We start from the raw sequence: 21409 nt of genomic DNA on the forward strand, positions 1-21409 counted from the left end.
AAATGTCTATTAAAGTAACTTCAGTTTCTAAAATTTATAAAACACAAAAAGCATTAGATAATGTGTCCTTTTCGGCGAATAAAGGAGAAGTTATTGGTTTTTTAGGTCCAAATGGAGCAGGGAAATCGACCATGATGAAAATTCTTACTGGTTTTATAAAACCAAATGCTGGGGAAGTATTTGTTGATGAAATTGATGTGCTGCAAAACCCTTTAGAAGCCCAAAAAATAATAGGGTATTTACCAGAACACAATCCTTTATATACAGATATGTATGTGCGAGAATATTTGCAATTTTTGGCTACTATTTTTAAAGTTGATAAAAGCCAAATTTCAAGCTGTATAGAGAGGGTAGGTTTAACTTCAGAAGCTCACAAGAAAATAAATCAATTATCAAAAGGATATCAGCAAAGAGTTGGTTTGGCTGCTACCATTTTACACAATCCTAAAGTTTTAATCTTAGATGAACCAACAACAGGTTTAGATCCTAATCAACTAGTTGAAATTAGAGCATTAATAAAAGAATTGGGAAAAGATAAAACGGTCTTGTTTTCTACACATATTATGCAAGAAGTAGAAGCCGTTTGCGATAGAGTTCTCATCATTAAAAAAGGTAAGATTATGATTGATAAGAAGCTCTCGGAGCTCCAAGAAAATAAGCAACAAACCATAGATGTTACCTTTGATAATAAAATTCAAGAACAGTGGATTAATAAATTACCAAATGTAGTTTCTTATAAAAATAACTACGACAATAATTGGTGTATTACTTTTGAGAGTGAAGAAGATATGCGTCCAAAAGTATTTGATTTTTCGCAAGAAAACGGACTTAAAATTCTTGGTTTAAATACACAAAATAAGACTTTAGAAACCTTGTTTAGAGAAATTACTGCATAGGTTTTTTATTCAATTTTTTTCGCAACAAGCTGGGGGCTAAAAAAAAATCTGTAGTAAATATTTAATTTATTAAATATTTATACGCTTCTAACAACGTGGGGAAAACTAAAACACTTCCAGCTTTTGTAAGTTTTTCTTTCGAATATTGTGTTAAAATTCCAATAGGAATCATGCCTGCTAATTTTGCAGCTTCTGTTCCTGTTAAGCTATCTTCAAAAACCCAGATATCTTTAAAATTATTTGTATGAAATCCTAATGCTTTCGCTAACGTAATATATGCTTCTGGAGAAGGTTTTGGTTTTTCATAATCTTCCACACCAAAAACGGTCGTAAAGTTCAACTTCAAATGATGAACACTATTCTTTAAAAACTGTTTTGTAGCATTACTCGCAATTCCGTAAGGAATGTTTTCTTTTGTTAGAAACTGCGTAAATTCATGAACGCCAGGCAGTAATTTTGGTAAAGTAAAGTGCACATCTAAATGTTTATCCTTGAGAAAAAATAATTCTTCAGTATGTTGTTTTTTGCCAATAACACTGCAAAAATATTCTGAAATGATCATAGGAGATTTTCCCGCACAACTTTTTGGGAATGTGGCTATTTCCTTACCAAATAATTCTTTAAAAGCAGAAGTCCAAGCCGAATAATGACTCTCAAAACTATCTACGATTACACCATCAAAATCAAATAAAAATCCTTTTGGGTTCATTAGTTATTTGTTTTTTCGTTGAATAATTTCGTTAAATATGGGTTTAAAAATTTATTAGTTGGATCTAATTTTTTTCTTAAAAGTTTAAAATCTTGCCATTTGTCATAAATTTTAGACAATTCAGCATCTTTGGCTACAAAACGTTTTCCCCAATGAGGTTTTCCGCCATATTTTAGAAAAATGTTCTCAATACTTTTAAAAGCTTCATACGTGTCTGCGGTAGCTGCATTTCTTGAAACACATCCCATTGTAACCGTATCTTTTCCATAAGCATAGCTTAACCAAGATTTGTCTTTATACACAAAACGGATATCCATAGGAATATGAATAAAGGATTTATTACTCCATTTATTAATTTCAGTTTTTAATTCTTCAAACACTTTTGGAAATGTATCCAAACCAATGGTCCATTCTGCTAATTCTAAAGTAGAACCTCTAGATTTAGTAACCGTAGCTTGGTATAATGAACCTTTATGTTCTTTCGTTGCACTAAAAAAACCTCTATATAGAAGTTTATTGGCAATGGCTGTTATCCAAGGAAAAATATGTGTGTATTTATATAATATTTTAGAAGCTTTTCTTCGGTGCTTTAGGTATTTAGGCCCCAGATCTTCTATAATCTCTGTATTGGAATCAATTTTATCACCCGTAATTACGTATCCTTTATCAGTATGAGGAAGCCATAGAATTCTTAAGAAATCATGCTGTTTTAACCGCTCTTTAATTTTAGGTAACCATTCGCTATCGTCTTCTGGACCTTCTTTTATATGCAATGTGTAAAGAGGTTCGCATTTAAAAGTAATTTCAGACATCACGCCTAAAACGCCCAGAGAAACTCTAACGGCATCTGTTAGTTCATCTTCCTCATTAATCTTTTTAACAGTACCATCTGCTAAAACAAGACTACATTCAGTCATGTATTCACACAATAATTTTCCACTTGTGCCATGGGTTCCTGTTGCCAAAGCGCCACCAATAGTAATTGTATTAATGTCAGGTAAACATGGAATACACCAACCTTTTGCTTCGATAGCTTCCAGTAAATCACCTAATATGAGTCCAGACTGCACAGTAATAGTGCGTTCTGAATCGTTATAGGATAAAATTTTATTATAGGTAGTAATGTCCACTAAAGTCTCAGTACCAGACGCAATATCAGCCGAAGATTGCTTGGTTCCAAAAAAACGAATTTTTTCTGATTTTTTTATGATTTGCTGCAATTCATCTTCAGAGGTAATTTTATAAAGAGATTTGTAATTGTAACTTATATTTTCGTTCCAGCTCTGCCAGACACCACTTTTTTCTTGTTTCATTTAATTTCTAAAATTGGATGCAAAAATAAATAAACCTCTTTCTTAAAAAGAACTAGTTTTACTTTACCTTGTTAATTAGAATCAATTTAATTTAAAATTAATTTGTTGGCTTTTTAGAGTTGCTAGCAATTCATTCGAAATTTTAACTTTGGTGTTTCGGCTAGGTAAACTGACTTCAATTTTTTCTTTAGCATCCCAAATTGTGAAATTTAAAGATTGTTTACCAGGATTATTTTTTAGAATAGTTTCAAGATTTAGGATGGTATCTTCCTTAATTTCTTGTAGTTGAATTCTTATAGTTACTTTTTTACAAAGTTCATCCATAATATCATGTAACAGTTTAAAATCTGTAAATTTTAAACGAGGTTCTCCTTTAATACCCTCTTTATTCGTCCATCCTGGTTGAATTGTGCAACGGACAAATAAGAACGAATTCGGGGTCAAAAAGTGTTTCATTCTTAAATAATCTTCACCAAAAATTCTGAATTCGTTACTATCTCCGTAATCTTCCATTGTAAACATAGCCCAACCTTTACCTGCCTTAGATACTCGATGTTGAACATCTGTAATGATAGCTGCAAAAGTTAAGTTTACGCCTTCATATTTGCTAAGATCTTCTTTAAAATGTTTTAAGGTTGCATTACAAAAAATCATTTCATTCTTAAAATCATCTAAAGGATGTGCGGAAATATAAATACCAATTACTTCTTTTTCTTGAGATAAAAGCTCCATATTTCCCCAGGTTTCACATGCTGGAATGTCTGGTTCTGGAAATTGAATGTTAGAGGCTTCCCCAAACATAGATACTTGAGCAGAATTCTCGTTTTCTTGGTATTTACTTCCAAATTTCATAGACCGTTCTAAAAAGGTCATGCCTTTTTCGTCTACGGCAAAATATTGCGCTCTATGTGTATCTGAAAAAGAATCAAAAGCACCTGCTTTTATTAAACTATCAAAAGATTTTTTATTGGCAGCTCTTAAATCTACTCGTTTTGCCAAATCAAAAATAGAAGTATAATTTCCATTTTCTTTTCTTTCTTTGATAATGGCTCTCACGGCAGATGCACCAACTCCTTTTACCGCTGCCATTCCAAAACGAACAGCGCCTTCATTATTTACAGAAAATTTTAAGTATGATTCATTTAAATCTGGACCTAAAACAGCTAAGCCCATGCGTTTACATTCTTCCATGAAAAACGAAACAGATTTAATATCGTTCATATTATTAGAAAGTACAGAAGCCATATATTCAGCAGGGTAATGTGCTTTTAAATAAGCTGTTTGGTAGGCAATCCATGCATAACAAGTAGAGTGCGATTTGTTAAAAGCATAACTGGCAAAGGCTTCCCAATCTTTCCAGATTTTCTCTAATTTTTCTGCATCATGACCATTTGCAGCAGCTTGTTCTACAAATTTAGGCTTCATTTTGTCTAGAACCGCAATTTGTTTTTTACCCATTGCTTTACGCAGAACATCGGCTTCACCTTTTGTGAAATCTGCTAATTTTTGCGAGAGTAACATTACTTGCTCCTGATAGACTGTAATTCCGTAGGTTTCTGCTAGATATTCTTCCATGGCAGGCAAGTCATATTCGATATCTTCTGTTCCGTGTTTTCTGTTGATAAAAGACGGAATATATTCCATTGGCCCTGGTCTGTACAATGCATTCATTGCAATTAAATCTGCAAAAACTGTTGGTTTTAAAGAACGCATGTGTTTTTGCATTCCGGGAGATTCATATTGAAAAATACCAACAGTTTCTCCTTTTTGAAAAAGTTCATAGGTTTTTTCGTCATCTAGAGGAAAATTTTCTGGATCTAAATCAACATTATGCTTTGCTTTTACAATTTTTACCGTATCCTTAATTAAAGTCAATGTTTTTAATCCTAAGAAATCCATTTTCAACAAACCTGCAGACTCTACCACAGAGTTATCAAATTGAGTAACATACATGTCAGAATCCTTTGCCAAAGCAACCGGTACATAGTTGGTAATATCACTAGGCGTGATAATAACACCACAGGCATGAATTCCCGTATTTCTCACAGAACCTTCTAAAATAGTAGCTTTATTTATCGTTTCTGCCGCTAAATCGCTTCCGTAAGAAATGTTCTTTAATTCTTCCACAAGTTGTTTTTCTTCAGCTCTAAGACCTGCAACTTTTCCTTTACTTTTTGCATCCTCACCAAAAATATTTTTTAGTTTGATAAGCGGAATTAGCTTTGCAATCTTATCGGCTTCAAAAAGTGGTAAATCTAAAACTCTGGCGGTATCTCTAATAGATGATTTTGCAGCCATGGTTCCGTAGGTAATAATTTGAGCAACCTGATTGGCACCATATTTATTAATTACATAATCCATGACTCTTCCGCGGCCTTCGTCATCAAAATCAATATCAATATCTGGCATGGAAACACGTTCTGGATTTAAGAAACGCTCAAAAAGTAAGTCATATTTAATGGGATCAATATTGGTTATCCACAGACAAAAAGCAACTACAGAACCTGCAGCTGATCCACGTCCTGGCCCAACAGCCACATCCATATTTCTTGCCTCTCGTATAAAATCTTCCACAATTAAAAAATAACCAGGGTATCCTGTTTTTTCAATTACGGAAAGCTCAAAATCTAAACGTTCTTTGATAGATTCTGTAATCTCACCATATCGTTTTTTAGCACCTACAAAAGTTAAGTGTTTTAAAAAATTATTCTCTCCACGTTTTCCTTCATCTTCTTCATCTTTTACGTCTTTAAATTCGTCCGGAATATCAAAGGCAGGTAATAAAACATCACGGGCCAATGTGAAAATTTCAATCTTATCTACAATTTCTTGAATATTTATAATGGCTTCAGGTAGATCTGCAAAGAGTGCTTTCATCTCTGCTGTAGACTTAAAGTAATACTCATCGTTTGGCAAACCGTATCTGTAACCACGACCTTTTCCTTTAGGTGTAGCTTGTTTTTCACCGTCTTTTACACATAATAAAATATCGTGTGCATTAGAGTCTTTTTGCTCTAAGTAAAAGGTGTTATTTGTGGCAACGATTTTAATATCATGATTTTTAGAAAACTTTAATAAGGTTTCATTTACAATTTTTTCATCTTGTTGGTTATGACGCATCAACTCAATATAAAAATCGTCTTTAAATTCCTCTTTCCACCAAAGTAGTGCGTCTTCAGCTTGTTTTTCTCCAAGATTTAAAATTTTACTCGGCACCTCACCGAATAAATTTCCAGTTAAAACAATAATATCCTCTTTGTATTTTTTGATAATTTCTCTATCAATTCTCGGAACATAGTAAAAACCATCTACAAAAGCAATAGAAGACATTTTTGCTAAATTGTGATATCCTTTTTTGTTTTTTGCTAATAAAACAACTTGATAGCCATTGTCCTTCTGCGATTTATTTTTATGATCTTCACAAACATTAAACTCGCAACCAACAATAGGTTTCATTGGAGTCTCTGCTGTTTTGTTATGATTTAAAATAGCGCTAACAAAATGAAAAGAAGCCATCATGTTCGCAGTATCTGTCATAGCAACTGCTGGCATATTGTCTTTTGCAGCAGCCTTTACAATATTGCCAATTTGCATGGTAGATTGCAAAACCGAAAATTGCGTATGATTGTGTAAATGTGAAAACTGTACATTTTCTAATGCAGCTAAACCATCAGAAGTAGATTTTGTAGTTGCTGTATTTTTTAATTTCTCAAGACGTTTGCGAATTTTATCGCTTTCTTTTTTAAGGTTGATGTGTTTTAATCCAATAAACTGAATTGGTTTGGGATTGGCTTCAGAGAAATTTTTGAAATACGATGCATCAACATCTAATTGTTCTTTTGTGAATTCTCTTAAACGAATTAATTCTAAAAAACAGCGAGTTGTTGCTTCAACATCGGCAGTTGCATTGTGCGCTTCACCAAAACCAGCACCAAATAAATGGGTATGTAATTCTGTTAATGTTGGTAATTTAAATTTTCCTCCACGACCTCCAGGAATCTGACACATGAATGCTGTTTTTTCTGTACAAGTGTCCAAAATTGGAAGTGATGTAAGTTTGTTTTCAACACCTAATCTATGGAACTCACATCCCATAATATTCAAATCGAAATTTAAATTCTGACCAACAATAAAGGTTGTTTTTTCTAAAGCTTCGTTAAATAATTGTAAACCTTCGTCTAAAGAAATTCCTTGTTCTTCGGCTAATTCCGTAGAAATTCCATGAATTCTCTCTGCGTCATAAGGAATGTTGAAATTATCTGGTTTTATTAGAAAATCGTTGTGTTCTAATACAATCCCCATTTCATCATGCAATTGCCAGGCAATTTGAACGCATCTTGGCCAGTTATCTGTATCTGTAATAGGGGCGTTCCAACTTTTTGGTAAACCTGTAGTTTCGGTATCGAAAATTAAATACATGAAAAAAGTTTATTTATGGATGATTTTGTTCGTTTAAAAGTAACTGTAAATTTACATTTTTTTGAAGAGATTTTACTTGGAAGTTATTAACTATTGTTGATTGTTTATCTGCAAGGCCATTAGGGATTGAATAGCCTGTTTGAGCTCTTTTTTTATACTGAAATCGTTTCAGGATCGTTTATGAAAATTTAATTTTTTCTTGAATTGGGTAGATACTGAATTAAATTCAGCATCATAAAAAGGTAGTGGTGAAAGCCTGCTCGAACGCCATAAAAAAATATTAACAAATCTCATTTTAGTTTAAAAAGGTTTTGTATTTTTGCGCCCACTTACTACGAGATGGTAAGATTTTTAATAATCAAGGTCGAGAACCTTAAAAAATTAACAAATTATGTCTGTAAAGATTAGATTACAAAGACACGGTAAAAAAGGGAAACCATTCTATTGGATCGTTGCCGCTGATGCTCGTGCAAAAAGAGATGGTAAATACTTAGAGAAAATAGGTACTTACAATCCAAACGTTAACCCTGCAATTATTGATTTAAATGTTGATAAAGCTGTAGAATGGTTACAAAATGGTGCACAGCCAACCGATACTGCAAAAAACATTTTATCTTATAAAGGTGCGATGTTAAAAAATCATTTAGTTGGTGGTATTCGCAAGGGTGCTTTAACTCAAGAGCAAGCAGATGCAAAATTTGCGGTTTGGTTAGAAGAAAAAGCAGCTAAAGTTTCTGATAAAGAAGCAGGATTATCTAAAGCACAATCTGAAGCGAAAGCAGCAGCATTGGCAGCAGAAAAAGCTGTGAACGAAGCAAGAATTGAAGCAGCTAAACCAGTTGTTGAAGAGGTTGTTGAAGAGGCAGTTGCTGAAGTTGAAGCAGCTCCAGAAACAATTGATGAAGCAGCATCAAAAGCAGCAGAATAAATTATAAAGAATTACGATAATGCGTAAAGAAGATTGTTTTTATTTAGGCAAAATCGTAACAAAATATAGTTTTAAAGGCGAAGTTGTTATCAAATTAGATACAGACGAGCCTGAGTTGTATAAGGAAATGGAATCAGTTTATGTCGAATTTGGCAGTAATCTGGTTCCATTTTTTATTGAAAAAAGTTCACTACATAAAGGGAATCAATTACGTGTACAATTTGAAGATGTATATTCTGAAGAAGAAGCAGATTCAATTTTAAAATGCGGAATTTATTTACCTATGGATTTATTGCCAAAATTATCTGGAAATAAATTTTACTTTCATGAAGTAATTGGTTTTACAGTTGTGGATGCTAATTTTGGAGAAGTAGGGACAATTGTTCATATAAACGACAAAGCTGCGCAGCCACTTTTTGAAATTGATAGAGAAGGAAAAGAAATTTTTATTCCGATGATTGACGATTTCATAAAAAAAGTAGACAGAGAAAACAAAACGATTCAGGTAGAAACTCCTGGTGGTTTAATAGAACTTTATTTATAGTTTACATATTCTGAACCTAGTTCAGTATAAGAAAGAGAGGTGGCCGAGTGGTCGAAGGCGCACGCTTGGAAAGCGTGTATACGGCAACGTATCGAGGGTTCGAATCCCTTCCTCTCTACAATTACACTGGTAATCAACCAGTTACATTAAATTAGCGCTAAGTTAGGAATACCTAGTGCATTAAGTTGAACTTGAACAGCATGGAAAAATCCAATAGCTCGTATAAAAAACAACTTTGAACGTTTACGAAATTATACTTCTTTTTAGGGTACGTATCTTGAGTTCAATAAAATAAAAATAATTTTAAATATCGTAGTTAAAATTAACTCTAGCAAAAATAGTACTAGTGCCATTACTTTTTCGTTCTTTAACTAATCTTGAATCAATATAAAGTTGAACTTTTAATTCTGCTTCACTAAAGTTGTTTCTAAAGCCTTCTCCTCTGATTGTTTTATATTTATAATTTTCAAAAATGATTTTTAAAGGAAGTGAATTTCCATCAATATCATATTCGAAAGGATAGGCTTTGGCAATATCAGTGCCAATACTAAAATCGTAATAAGTTATCATCACTTCATCATAATTGGGTTCGTTGGTTGTAAAAATAATTTCAATATCTTTTGTAATAAGTTCTTCTACTTCCTGAGGTGTTAATAGATTATTTTTTTCACAAGCGAGTAGGGCCAAAAGGATAAGCATTGCCGTAAACTTCTTCATTAAATAAAAGTAAAATAATTAATATTCAAATATATTAAATCTCCAGTTACTTTTAATAGTTTGTCTTTTTTAATGCTAACCGATCGTCAGGATAAGGAAAGAGGGATGAATAACTAAGTAATCTCAGGATTGAAAATAAAAACAAACAGATTGCCACGTCGTTTCTCCTAGTAAGCACAAACCCACTGTGTGATATAATCTCATGAAAAAAAGTATTATTACGAAGCATTAGGAACGAATGAAGTAAAAAATGAAGTTGCTAAATGATGAGGTTTCATTTTTAAAATAGTTAGTTCTCTACAAGATTGCTATTGGCTGATTTTGTTATAAATTTGTACTTATACAAAACAAGTGCACATTTAATTTTTGTGTGTTTTAAAAAGCATTGAAATAATTTTTAGTTTTTAAATGAGTCAACCTTTTAAATTTAAAGAATTTACTATTCACCAAGCTAAAACAGCTATGAAAGTTGGTACTGATGGCGTTTTATTAGGTGCTTGGTGCGCTTTGAATGAGTATTCAAATTCAATTTTAGATATTGGTGCGGGTACGGGTGTTATTGCTTTAATGCTTGCGCAACGTTCTGATGCCATGACCATAGATGCTGTTGAGGTTGATGAAAATGCATATGAACAAACGGTAGAAAATTTTGAGCATTCAGATTGGGGAGATCGTTTGTATTGCTACAATACTACTTTTCAAGAATTTGCTATTGAAATTACTGAGGAAGAAGAAACTTATGATTTAATTGTTTCGAATCCACCATTTTATACGGATACGTTTGAATCTGCAGATGAGGCAAGAAATAAAGCGCGTTTTACATCGTCTTTATCTTTTGAAGAATTGATTATTGGTGTTTCTAAAATTTTATCTGAAAACGGTAAGTTTTCAGTAATTCTCCCTTTTAAAGAAGAAGATTCTTTTGTTAATTTAGCCAAGCAACATAATTTATTTTTAAATAGGGTTTGTAGAGTTCAAGGCAATGCATCTTCAGCAATAAAAAGATGCTTATTTGAGTTTTCTTTTCAGCCATCAAAAATTAGAGAAGAGCATTTAGTGATAGAAACTGGTCGTCATCAATATACCCAAGCGTATATAAACCTGACCAAAGATTTTTATGTAAAGATGTAATTTTATTTTTTATCAAATTTGTATCGAGATGTTTTGTTAAAAACTCTCGATACAAATTTTTATTTTTCAAAAATCACAGGATTAAACAAGCTTCTATCCCATTACATGATTAGGATTATATCCTAAATAAGGCACTTTTTTTTCTGAGAATTTTATTCCATGTTCTTCTAATTCTTTTAGGATAGGTTCATATACCTCTTTTGTAATTGGTCTTTGAACACCAGGGCTTGTAATTTCTCCTTTTAAAATTTTTAAAGCAGCAATGGCAACTGGCAAGCCTACTGTTTTGGCCATAGCGGTATAGGTTTGATTTTCTCCGGTAACAACTAAACTGCTTTCAATTTGATATTTTTTTCCATTAATTTCATAACCAAATAGATGCTGCATTACAATCATATCTTTTTCTTCTTCTTGCAAGGTCCAAGAATCCAATAAAATTTTCTGTAATATTTGAGCAGGTGTGGCATTTTTAACTCCAATTTTTTTCTTCGGATTAAAAATATCGAGTTCTATTAACTTCTCCCACATTACATCATCTTGATCAATTTTTAGATAAGATCGTAATTTTAGTTCTACAGAGTCCGATGGAGAGTAGGCTAAAAATAAGTTTACAAAATCTCGGTAACTCATGTTTTCTGAATCTTCAATGGTATAAGAATCATCTGTCATACCTAATTGCACAAAAATATTCCATGCTCTAGAAAAACCTACTTTTCTTATGGTTCCTCTATACATTGTTGCGATTGTATCTAAACCGTAAATACTTCTGTATGCGAGAGAATCTCTATTTGCATAGGCTTCATAATTGGCATTATTTATTTTTAAGAATTCTGTTCTCCTAAATAATTTATGATACGGTATGTATTTATAGGTGCCTTCTTGGATAAACATGGCAGCGCCTCCTTGCCCTGCTAAAACTACGTTTCTTGGGTTCCAAGTAAACTTATAGTTCCATAAGTTATTATCACTTTCAGGTGCAACCAATCCACCACAAAAAGATTCAAACAATAACATTTTAGCATCATTTCCTCTAATTCTATCAATTATTTGCATGGCACTCATGTGATCTAAACCAGGATCTAAGCCAATTTCATTCATAAAAACCAAACCTTTTTCTTTTGCTGCGTCATCAAGAGCTTTCATTTCTTCAGAGATGTAAGACGCAGTAACCATATGTTTTTGAAATCTGATGCAATCTTTTGCGACTTCTGTATGAAAGCGAGCAGGCAACATTGAAATAACTAGGTCTGTTTTTTTAATTTCTTTTTCGCGCTCAAATGCATTAAAAACATCTAGAATGATGGCTTTGGCATTTTTATGATGATTGATTAATTTCAGTGCATTTTCTGTTGAAATATCGGCAATGGTGAGCCGTAGGTCTTCTTCATTAGATTTATCTAATAAATATTTAATGAGATAAGAACTTGATTTTCCGGCACCAATAATTAGAATATTTTTCATAAAAGAAAGATGTATTTTTACAAAAACGAAGATACTCTATTTGTTTAAAATTTAACAAAAACACATAAAAATGTTTAAAAATATTATAATTACTTGTTTTTTAGGATTATCAGCAGTTATTTTAGGGGCTTTTGGAGCACATGCCTTAAAAGAAATACTGACTGCAGAGCAATTATTGAGTTTTGAAACCGCAGTGCGTTATCAAATGTATCATGCTATTGTATTATTATTTGTAAATATTTTTGAAGGTTTTTCAGCGAAACAAAAAAATGTAATTAGTATTTTGTTCTTCATGGGGGTTTTATTCTTTTCTGGATCAATTTACCTAATTCAGCTTACCTCAATTACGGCAAAATCTATTTGGTTTGTAACACCTTTAGGAGGTTTTTTCTTTGTAATAGGTTGGGTTTCAATGATGGTAATATTTATAAAAAAATACTTTAACAAATAAAATATTAATAATTTTTGAGCAAAAAGAGTCCTGTTTTAAATTATTGTTTAATTTTGTAGGATACTAAAAACAACAAATTATATTGATATGGTAGATACAAATACGAAATCGATTTCGTTAAATAATCTAGGAATCAAAAATGCAACAATTCGTTATCAGCTAAATTCTAATGATTTACATGATGCAACAATAAAAAAAGGACAAGGTGTTGTTTCTTCTTTAGGAGCACTTGCTGTGAATACAGGAGAATTTACGGGACGCTCACCGATGGATCGTTTTATTGTAAAAGACAACGTTACGAAGGATGAAGTTTGGTGGAGTAAAATTAATTTACCTTTTGAAGAGGATAAATTTGACAAGCTTTACAACAAAGTTGTGGATTATTTATCTGAAAAAGAAATTTTTGTAAGAGATAGTTTTGCTTGTGCAGATGAAAATTATAAACTAAGCATCAGAGTTGTTAATGAGTATCCGTGGAGTAATATGTTTGCTTACAATATGTTTTTACGACCAACAGAAAAAGAATTAGAAAATTTTGCTCCTGAATGGACCGTAATCAATGCACCAGGTTTTATGGCTGATGCAGCAATAGATGGAACAAGACAGCACAATTTTGCCATTTTAAATTTCACAAAAAAAATTGCATTGATTGGCGGCACAGGCTACACAGGTGAAATTAAAAAAGGAATTTTTTCTGCGCTAAACTTTATACTTCCTGTTTTTAAAAATACGTTACCAATGCATTGCTCTGCAAATATTGGTAAAGAAGGAGATACGGCTATTTTCTTTGGACTTTCTGGAACAGGAAAAACAACCTTATCTACAGACCCAAATAGAAGTTTAATTGGTGATGATGAACATGGTTGGACAGAAGAAAATAAGGTATTTAACTTTGAAGGAGGCTGTTATGCAAAAGTGATCAATTTATCAAAAGAACAAGAACCAGAGATTTTTGCAGCCATTAAAAAAGGAGCAATTTTAGAGAATGTAGTCATGGATGACCAAGGAGCGATCGATTTTACTGACACTTCTATAACTCAGAATACGAGAGTTAGTTATCCAATTTATCATATAGATAATATTCAGAAACCCTCCATAGGTGAAAATCCAAAAAATATTTTCTTTTTAACAGCAGATGCTTTTGGTGTTTTGCCTCCAATCTCTAAATTAACGCCAAGTCAAGCAGCATATCATTTTATATCTGGTTATACCGCAAAAGTTGCGGGTACAGAAGCAGGAGTAACAGAGCCTATGCCAAGTTTTTCAGCTTGTTTTGGTGCACCTTTTATGCCATTACATCCCACAAGATATGCAGAAATGTTAAGTAAAAAAATGAAGGATGCCGGAGTTAATGTTTGGTTGGTGAATACAGGTTGGTCTGGTGGTAAATATGGAGTTGGCAGAAGAATGCCCTTGAAGTATACACGTGCTATGATTACTGCTGTTTTAAACGGTGATTTGAGTGATTATACTTATGAAAATTACCACATTCATTCAGTATTTGGAGTTGCACAACCTAGAACTTGCCCAGGAGTTCCGGCAGAATTATTAAGCCCAAGAACAACTTGGAATAATGATGACGCTTATTATAAAACTGCTTTTCAATTATCGAATGCTTTTAGAGTGAATTTTAAGCAATTTGAAGAATATGCAAGTGAAGAAATACGCAGAGGAGGTCCGCAGAGATATAACTTTTAACTATTTAATACTTATTGGCTAAAAAAAACATCTCTTTTAAGAGATGTTTTTTTGTTTAAGAAAGGCGCCATCCTAAGAGAGCTTTAAATCGTTTATCATTTTATTGAAAATAATACTTGTATTTAAGTTTATTTATATTGATTATTCTGAATTGTAATTCGAAAGCAGTTATAAATTGTGAATACTACTTTAGATTTAAAATCATATATTTAAAAAATAAAATATTAATCGTAAAATGGTACGCCTTATTTACAAAAACTAAAACCTATAAAATTATGAAAATTATAGTATCAGTATTTTTATTATTTGCAGTTACCTTCAGTTCTTTTTCACAGACAAATGATTTGAAAATAAGCGAATTATCAAAAGAGATAGAGTCTAAAGTGATTGAGTGGAGAAGGCATTTACATGAAAATCCAGAATTATCGAATAGAGAGTTTAATACGGCAAAATATATTGTTAAACATTTAAACGAATTAGGATTAGAAGTGCAAGAAGGTGTTGCTAAAACAGGTGTGGTTGGCTTATTAAAAGGAGATTTGCCAGGAAAAGTAGTAGCGCTAAGAGCAGATATGGATGCATTACCAGTCACAGAAAGAAACGATTTGTCTTTTAAATCTCTTGTAACTTCTGAGTACAATGGAAAAAAAACAGGGGTAATGCATGCATGTGGTCACGATTCTCACGTTGCTATTTTAATGGGAACTGCAGAAGTGCTCTCTAAAATGAAAAGTAAAATTAAAGGAACTGTTAAATTTATTTTTCAACCGGCAGAAGAAGGCGCACCAAAGGGTGAAGAAGGGGGCGCTGAATTAATGGTGAAAGAAAATGTCCTTAAAAATCCTGATGTAGATGCAATTTTTGGATTACATATCAATTCAGGAACTGATGTAGGAACTTTAAAATACAAAACAGGTGGAATTATGGCAGCAGCGCAAACCTTTGAAATAAATATAAAAGGAAAACAGGCTCATGGTTCAAGACCATGGACAAGCGTAGACCCAATATTAACATCTGCAAGTATTATTCAAGGGTTGCAGACCATAATTAGTAGAGAAGCAGAACTGACGAAAGAAGGTGCGGTCATTACTGTAGGAGTGATGAATGGAGGCATACGATCTAATATCATTCCGGAAAGCGCAAAATTAATCGGTACAATAAGAACTTTAGATTATGATATGCAAAAGTTTATCAATAAAAGAATGAATGAAATGGTGCCTGCTATAGCAAAAGTGCACCGAGCAGAAGCAACTATAGAAATTTCTAAGGGACTACCAATTACATATAATCATATTAAATTAACAGAAAAAATGCTGCCTACGTTGCAGCGAATTGCAGGAACTGAAAAGGTGGTTAAAATTAGTGCTATAACGGGGGCAGAAGATTTTTCTTTCTATCAACAAAAAGTACCTGGAATGTTTTTCTTTTTAGGCGGAAAGACCTTAGATGTAAAACCAGAAGATGCCGCTGGACATCATACGCCAGATTTTGTGATTGATGAAAGTGGTTTTATACTAGGTGTCAAAACAATGACTGCTTTAACACTCGATTATTTGAATGATTAAAAATATTTTTAAAAATATTGGTCCTGGTACATTAATAGCGGCTGCTTTTATTGGCCCAGGAACCGTAACACTTTGTACGCTTGCAGGTGTAAATTTTGGATTCAATTTATTATGGGCAATGGTACTCTCAATACTTGCAACCATTATTTTGCAAGAAATGGCAGCTAGGTTGGGTATTATTTCTCAAAAAGGATTATCTGAGGTTATTAGAGAAGAAATTAAAATTCCGTTTTTAAAACAATTAGTTACAATACTAATTTTAGCTGCAATTGTAGTTGGTAATGCCTCTTATGAAGCAGGTAATATTAGTGGAGGAATCTTAGGTTTAGAAACTATTTTTGGGGAATTTAGATATAATTTTAATGGGAGCTCCATCAACTTTATGAGTATCGTCATTGGTATTATTGCATTTATTCTTTTATATATTGGTAATTATAAATTTTTAGAAAAAGCATTAATAGCGCTAGTTTTAATCATGAGTTTGTCTTTTGTGATAACGGCAATGATCACTAGGCCTAATCTTTTAGAGGTGATGAAAGGGATGTTTATTCCTAAATTTCCAGAGAAAAGTTTACTTACCGTAATTGGTTTAATCGGCACAACGGTAGTGCCCTATAATTTGTTTTTACATGCTTCTTTGGTTAAGGAAAGATGGAAGCATAAAGATGATGTCTCTATGGCTAGAAAAGATACTATAATTTCTATTATTCTTGGAGGATTGGTTTCTTTGGCAATTATTATTTCTGCAGCGGCAATTCCATCAAAAGATATTTTAAATGCAGCCGATTTAGCAAAAGGTTTAGCACCTTTATTTGGCGATTTCTCTAAGTATTTTTTAGCATTGGGCTTATTTGCTGCTGGCATAACATCGGCTATTACAGCTCCTTTGGCTGCTGCTTATGTTGCAAAAGGCTGTTTAGGTTGGAAAGGAAACATGAAGTCAAAATCATTTAGAATGGTTTGGATTATTATCCTATTCTTAGGGGTTTTATTTTCATCTGTAGGAATTAAACCCATTGAAATTATAAAGTTTGCTCAAGTTGCAAATGGTATGTTATTGCCTATTATTGCAGGGATTTTATTGTGGATTATGAACAAGAAAAATGTTTTAGGAGTTTTTGTAAATACAAAAACACAAAATTTTTTAGGTTTTATAATTTTAGCAATTTCTATTTTTTTAGGAGCTAAAGGAATTTTAAAAGTTTTTAATTTTATATAAAATGAAAATTGATATCAATTGTGATGTTGGTGAAGGAGTGGATAATGAGCATTTATTAATGCCCTATATTTCTTCTTGTAATATTGCTTGCGGTGGTCATTTTGGTGATAAAAATACCATAGATAAAACGATAGAGTTAGCGGTTCAAAACAAGGTTTTAATTGGTGCACATCCATCTTTTCCTGACAAAGAAAATTTTGGCAGAAAATTAATAGAGATGGCCGACGATGATTTTAAAGAAAGTATACAAAATCAGTTGAATTTATTTCTGAATAGGCTTGCTGTTTTTAAAGTGAAAATGCATCATATAAAGCCACATGGCGCCTTATACAATGCCATTGCTATAGATAAAGATGTAGCAGTTTTATTTATTGACATCATTAAAAAGTATGCTATTGATGCCTATTTGTATGTGCCTTATAGTTCCGTTATTGAAAAAGTTGCCCTAGAAAATAATATAAAAATCAAGTATGAAGCCTTTGCTGATAGAAACTATAATGATGATTTAACATTAGTTTCTAGAGCTTGTGAAAATGCGATGATACTAGATAAAGAAAACGTTTTTCAACATGTTATGAGAATTATAAAAGAAGATAAAGTAAAAACAATTTCAGGAAAAGAAGTGCAAATAAAAGCAACCACTTTTTGTTTGCATGGAGATGCAAATAATGCAATTGAAATCGCAGAGTACGTTTCGAATAACATAAAAAATGAAGGAATTATTGTTGGATAATACGCTTACATATAAACCTTTTGGAGCTAAAGCAATTCTGATTGAATGGAAACCTATAATTGATGAAGCAATTTTACAAGATATATTAGAATTTAAAGATAAAATTAAAGACCAAAAAGGGGATACCTATCTAGATTCTATTGTTGGTTACAATTCTTTAACCATCATATTCAGAGACATATTTGTAAACTTTAAGCAAGAAGTTGCAAAATTAAAAGCAATTTATGCTGTAAATTCAGCGGTTGAACAAAAACAAAATTTTCTATGGGAAATTCCCGTTTGTTATGATTTGGAATTTGGTATTGATTTAAAGGAAATGTCACAATCTTTAAATTTAGAGATTTCCGAAATTATTAAAATGCATTCAGAAAGTGTTTATACTGTTTTTTTTATTGGATTCTTACCTGGTTTTCTTTATTTAGGAGGCCTAAATTCAAAATTATATTTTGATAGAAAACCAAATCCCCGATTGAATGTTGAGCGAGGTGCTGTTGGAATAGGAGGGGAACAAACCGGAGTCTATCCTGTGAATTCTGCTGGTGGTTGGAATATTATCGGTAAAACGCCAATTAATTTTTTTGATGTGGGAGAAAAAAAACCTTGTTTTGCTAAATCAGGAGATCGTATAAAATTTATTTCAATTACTAAAAAAGAGTTTTTCAAACTTGAAAATCTAGTGTCCGATAATTCATTTCAACTTTTTAAAACAGTATTGAATGATTAAAGTCTTAAATTCAGGATTCCACACAACTATCCAAGATAGAGGAAGATGGGGTTTTGCCTCTTTAGGGGTTCCAGTTTCAGGGGCAATGGATGCTTATTCAGCAGATTTAGCCAATAGAATTTTAAACAATTCTTTAGATTGTGCTGTTTTAGAAATTACTTTAGGAGGCTGTAAACTTCAGTTTTTATCAAAAACGGTTATATGCATTTCTGGAGGTAATTTTTCTCCAAAAATTAATAAGAAACCTATTTTATTAAATTCTAAAATCATTGTGCAAGAAAACGATATTTTATCTTTTGGCAAAGTGAATTTTGGCATTCGTTCTTATCTGGCTGTTAAAAATGGGTTCCAATCTGATAGGAAGTTGGGGAGTAGAAGTGCGTTTAAAAATATTACGAATACTTTTCTTTTGAGGTCTGGAGATATCTTACCCATTTCTAAACTAAAAATAACTACAGAAACTTCAAATATGTTGATTAAAATAAATAAAAGTCATTATGAATCTACCGATATTGAATGTTCTAAAGGGCCTGAATTTTACTTATTATCTGACCAACAACAAAAAAAAATAGTAGAAAATCAGTTTAGTATTTCAAAAGAAAATAACAGAATGGGGTATAAATTATATGAAATTATTGAAAATAAATTACCATCTATTTTAACATCAGCAGTTTTACCAGGTACAGTGCAGTTAACTCCTTCCGGAAAATTAATTATTTTAATGAGAGATTGTCAAGTTACAGGTGGTTATCCCAGAATTTTACAAGTATCTGAAAGTTCTCTGTCCAAACTAAGTCAAAAATTTACCGGAAGTAAAATAAACTTTGTATTACTCTAAAGTTTATTTAGGATGGACTAATTTAGAGGTCATAAATTGTTTAGGCGTTAATCCTTCGTTTTTTTTGAATAATCGAATGAAGTAGTTGGAGCTTGAGAAGCCAGATGCATAAGCAGTTTCTTTTATCGATAACTTTTCTTCGAGAAGTAATTTTTTAGAAATTTTAAGTCTTTCATCAATAATCAATTGATAGGGAGAAATACCTAACTCCTCAGCAAATGCTCTATAAAAAGAGGATTTACTCATTGTAGAAATTTTCAATAAATCTGTTATATTGATTTCTTTATATATATTTTGTTGAATAAAATTAATAACTGCAGAAAAAGGGCTATTGTTAGTATTGAATTTTGCATCTTTTCTTAGTTCACTTATATTTTGCATTTTGAGCACACAAAGTAAAAGTTCTTTTAATAATATGCTAAGATGTAAATTATTTAAAGGATTTTTTGAAGCTGCGATTCTTGTTATTTTCTTTTTAATATTTACAAAGTCTTCATTATTATTACATAACCAGGCATTATCAAATAATTGCCAGTTTTTTATGAAAGTACCTCCGTCTAGACTTTCATTAAATTCATTAATTTGTTTCTTGACGAAATTATCATCTAACGTCAAAGCTGAACATTGTGTTGGATTCGTAAAAGATGCTTCCGGGAAATCTATTTCTAATTTTTCATGAGCAGGCGCTATAATTGTATTACCCGGGTTGTAATCTCTAGATATTAGGTCATTAAAACGCACCCGTTTTGAACCTCTTAGCATTGAAGTTATGGTAAAACCGTTAAAGCTCAAAGGAAAATTTAAAACTCTTTGTCTTGTCTCATAAATGTTTAACTCACACATGTTAAAATTAAAACCTCGCCTTTGCTCTATGAGTTTATTTACATTGGCATTTGGAGTTAGATCAAGCGGTTTGATTTTATTCATGGTGTAATTTAATAATTTAAGAACATTAATCCAAACTCATTGGGAAGATTGTGCTATTAATCGTTATGATTGTGACATTCTTAATTAAATATAAAATTTAGTTTAGCAATGTGAATATCTAAAATTATAAAATACTTTTTGCAAAAGTTAAATTTTAAAAATATGAAGAAAGACGAAACAGCAATTATTTTAATTGAATTTCAAAATGACTTTACCACAGAGGGTGGTATATTTCATGATGCAGTAAAAAATGTTATGGATGAGACCAATATGTTATCTAATACTTTTGATCTAGTTGAAAAAGCAAGAAAAGAGGGAGTACATGTTATTCATATACCAATTTCATTTACTGAGAACTATAGTGAATTAACGAGTAATCCTTATGGTATTTTAAAAGGTATTGTAGATAATAATGCTTTTCAAAAAAACTCTTGGGGTATTGAAATTCATGAAAAATTTACTCCACAAAAAAATGAAGTAATAATAGAAGGTAAACGTGGTTTGTGTGGTTTCCATAGCACAAATTTGGGTTTTATTTTAAGAAGTAAAGGAATAAAAAATATAGCAATTGGAGGATTTTTAACTAATTGTTGTGTAGAGTCTACAATGCGCACTGCTTATGAAAATGGATATAACGTGATTACACTTACAGATTGTTGCGCGGGTTTAAGTTTGGAAGAACATAAAAATGCTATTGAGAAAGATTTTCCAATGTTTAGTCAACCGATGACAAGTTTAGAGTTTATGAAAATTGTAAAGGGCCAAGATGAATTGGTTTTAAAGGGAAAAGGCTATGAATAAAACTTGTTTTTTGAATTAATTATCGGATGAATGAGGATTTAATAGAATATTATATAATATTCTACTATCTCTAAATTTTGGAATAAAAAGATACCATTTATGGTCTCTTTTTATTTGGATTTCATAACGTTAATAGAAGTAGTTTTTCAATTTTTAAAATTTATCATAATTACTAAAAAAGATTTTTTTGAACTTGAAAATCGAATGTTTAATAATTCATTTTAACTTTTTAAAACTGTTTCGAATGATTAAGGTTTTACATTTAGGTTTCTGCACAATTATTCAAGTTAGAGTATTACTAGATCTAATCTCTTTAGATGTAACGTTTTCAGGAG

The 21409-nt window shown here is 31.8% G+C and carries 18 protein-coding genes and 1 tRNA gene; 13 read left to right on the forward strand and 6 right to left on the reverse strand.

Translation table 11 applies throughout. The features are described from left to right. The first annotated feature begins 2 nt into the window (after positions 1-2). The gene (gene gldA, locus ATE90_RS02110) at positions 3-896 is read left to right on the forward strand and encodes a gliding motility-associated ABC transporter ATP-binding subunit GldA (protein WP_036783351.1); all 894 of its coding nucleotides are present in this window, start codon (positions 3-5) and stop codon (positions 894-896) included. A gap of 61 nt (positions 897-957) precedes the next feature. On the opposite strand, the gene ATE90_RS02115 is transcribed toward gldA, so the two are convergent. The 3 genes from ATE90_RS02115 to dnaE all read right to left on the reverse strand — a co-directional run bounded on the left by ATE90_RS02115 (position 958) and on the right by dnaE (position 7337). After that, a complete protein-coding gene (locus ATE90_RS02115; protein ID WP_101450699.1) occupies positions 958-1605 on the reverse strand; it encodes an HAD family hydrolase in 648 nt (215 codons plus the stop codon). Next, positions 1605-2918 carry a D-arabinono-1,4-lactone oxidase gene (locus ATE90_RS02120; RefSeq protein WP_036783357.1) on the reverse strand — a complete coding sequence of 438 codons (1314 nt, stop codon included), beginning with the start codon at positions 2916-2918 and terminating at the stop codon, positions 1605-1607. The genes ATE90_RS02115 and ATE90_RS02120 overlap by 1 nt, the downstream gene beginning before the upstream one ends. Positions 2919-2999: 81 nt before the next feature. Then, entirely contained in the window at positions 3000-7337 is a 4338-nt protein-coding gene (gene dnaE / locus ATE90_RS02125) for a DNA polymerase III subunit alpha (RefSeq protein WP_036783359.1), read from the reverse strand. Positions 7338-7728: 391 nt separating this feature from the next. Here dnaE and ATE90_RS02130 point away from each other — a divergent pair, with 391 nt between their 5' ends. From ATE90_RS02130 to ATE90_RS02140, 3 genes are all read left to right on the forward strand, one after another. Continuing rightward, positions 7729-8265 (forward strand): 30S ribosomal protein S16, encoded by a 537-nt coding sequence (locus ATE90_RS02130; protein ID WP_036783362.1) that lies wholly within the window; start codon positions 7729-7731, stop codon positions 8263-8265. A 19-nt stretch (positions 8266-8284) separates the two neighbouring features. Continuing rightward, positions 8285-8809, forward strand: a complete 525-nt coding sequence (gene rimM, locus ATE90_RS02135) for a ribosome maturation factor RimM (protein WP_036783365.1) — start codon at positions 8285-8287, stop codon at positions 8807-8809. A 33-nt stretch (positions 8810-8842) separates the two neighbouring features. After that, positions 8843-8927 (forward strand) — tRNA-Ser (locus tag ATE90_RS02140). 185 nt (positions 8928-9112) lie between these two features. Here ATE90_RS02140 and ATE90_RS02145 read toward each other — a convergent pair. After that, entirely contained in the window at positions 9113-9526 is a 414-nt protein-coding gene (locus tag ATE90_RS02145; RefSeq protein ID WP_036783368.1) for a hypothetical protein, read from the reverse strand. A 408-nt stretch (positions 9527-9934) separates the two neighbouring features. On the opposite strand from ATE90_RS02145, the gene ATE90_RS02150 reads away from it, so the two are divergent. Continuing rightward, a complete protein-coding gene (locus tag ATE90_RS02150) occupies positions 9935-10657 on the forward strand; it encodes a tRNA1(Val) (adenine(37)-N6)-methyltransferase (RefSeq protein ID WP_036783371.1) in 723 nt (240 codons plus the stop codon). 93 nt (positions 10658-10750) lie between these two features. On the opposite strand, the gene ATE90_RS02155 is transcribed toward ATE90_RS02150, so the two are convergent. Further along, complete coding sequence (locus tag ATE90_RS02155; RefSeq protein WP_036783374.1) at positions 10751-12118, reverse strand: saccharopine dehydrogenase family protein; 1368 nt, start codon at positions 12116-12118, stop codon at positions 10751-10753. Between the two features lie 70 nt (positions 12119-12188). Between ATE90_RS02155 and ATE90_RS02160 the strand changes: the two genes are divergently transcribed. From ATE90_RS02160 to ATE90_RS02190, 7 genes are all read left to right on the forward strand, one after another. Next, entirely contained in the window at positions 12189-12569 is a 381-nt protein-coding gene (locus tag ATE90_RS02160; RefSeq protein WP_101450701.1) for a DUF423 domain-containing protein, read from the forward strand. Between the two features lie 87 nt (positions 12570-12656). Then, on the forward strand, positions 12657-14267 hold the full coding sequence (gene pckA / locus ATE90_RS02165) for a phosphoenolpyruvate carboxykinase (ATP) (protein ID WP_036783378.1): 1611 nt from the start codon (positions 12657-12659) through the stop codon (positions 14265-14267). Positions 14268-14542: 275 nt separating this feature from the next. Beyond that, positions 14543-15832, forward strand: a complete 1290-nt coding sequence (locus ATE90_RS02170; protein ID WP_036783383.1) for an amidohydrolase — start codon at positions 14543-14545, stop codon at positions 15830-15832. Beyond that, complete coding sequence (locus ATE90_RS02175; protein ID WP_101450703.1) at positions 15825-17051, forward strand: Nramp family divalent metal transporter; 1227 nt, start codon at positions 15825-15827, stop codon at positions 17049-17051. Before ATE90_RS02170 ends, ATE90_RS02175 begins: the two co-directional genes overlap by 8 nt. 1 nt (position 17052) lies before the next feature. Next, complete coding sequence (gene pxpA / locus ATE90_RS02180; RefSeq protein WP_101450705.1) at positions 17053-17784, forward strand: 5-oxoprolinase subunit PxpA; 732 nt, start codon at positions 17053-17055, stop codon at positions 17782-17784. Continuing rightward, on the forward strand, positions 17762-18508 hold the full coding sequence (gene pxpB / locus ATE90_RS02185) for a 5-oxoprolinase subunit PxpB (RefSeq protein WP_235317678.1): 747 nt from the start codon (positions 17762-17764) through the stop codon (positions 18506-18508). The genes pxpA and pxpB overlap by 23 nt, the downstream gene beginning before the upstream one ends. Beyond that, positions 18501-19346: a biotin-dependent carboxyltransferase family protein gene (locus ATE90_RS02190; RefSeq protein WP_036783389.1), complete on the forward strand. Its 846-nt coding sequence runs from the start codon at positions 18501-18503 to the stop codon at positions 19344-19346. Before pxpB ends, ATE90_RS02190 begins: the two co-directional genes overlap by 8 nt. A 3-nt stretch (positions 19347-19349) precedes the next feature. On the opposite strand, the gene ATE90_RS02195 is transcribed toward ATE90_RS02190, so the two are convergent. Next, positions 19350-20273, reverse strand: a complete 924-nt coding sequence (locus ATE90_RS02195) for a helix-turn-helix domain-containing protein (RefSeq protein ID WP_101450707.1) — start codon at positions 20271-20273, stop codon at positions 19350-19352. 162 nt (positions 20274-20435) lie between these two features. Between ATE90_RS02195 and ATE90_RS02200 the strand changes: the two genes are divergently transcribed. Continuing rightward, positions 20436-21074 carry a cysteine hydrolase gene (locus ATE90_RS02200; RefSeq protein WP_036783392.1) on the forward strand — a complete coding sequence of 213 codons (639 nt, stop codon included), beginning with the start codon at positions 20436-20438 and terminating at the stop codon, positions 21072-21074. Positions 21075-21409 lie beyond the last annotated feature (335 nt).

The sequence above is a fragment of the Polaribacter sp. Hel1_33_96 genome (assembly GCF_002846595.1).
Taxonomy (GTDB): Bacteria; Bacteroidota; Bacteroidia; order Flavobacteriales; family Flavobacteriaceae; genus Polaribacter.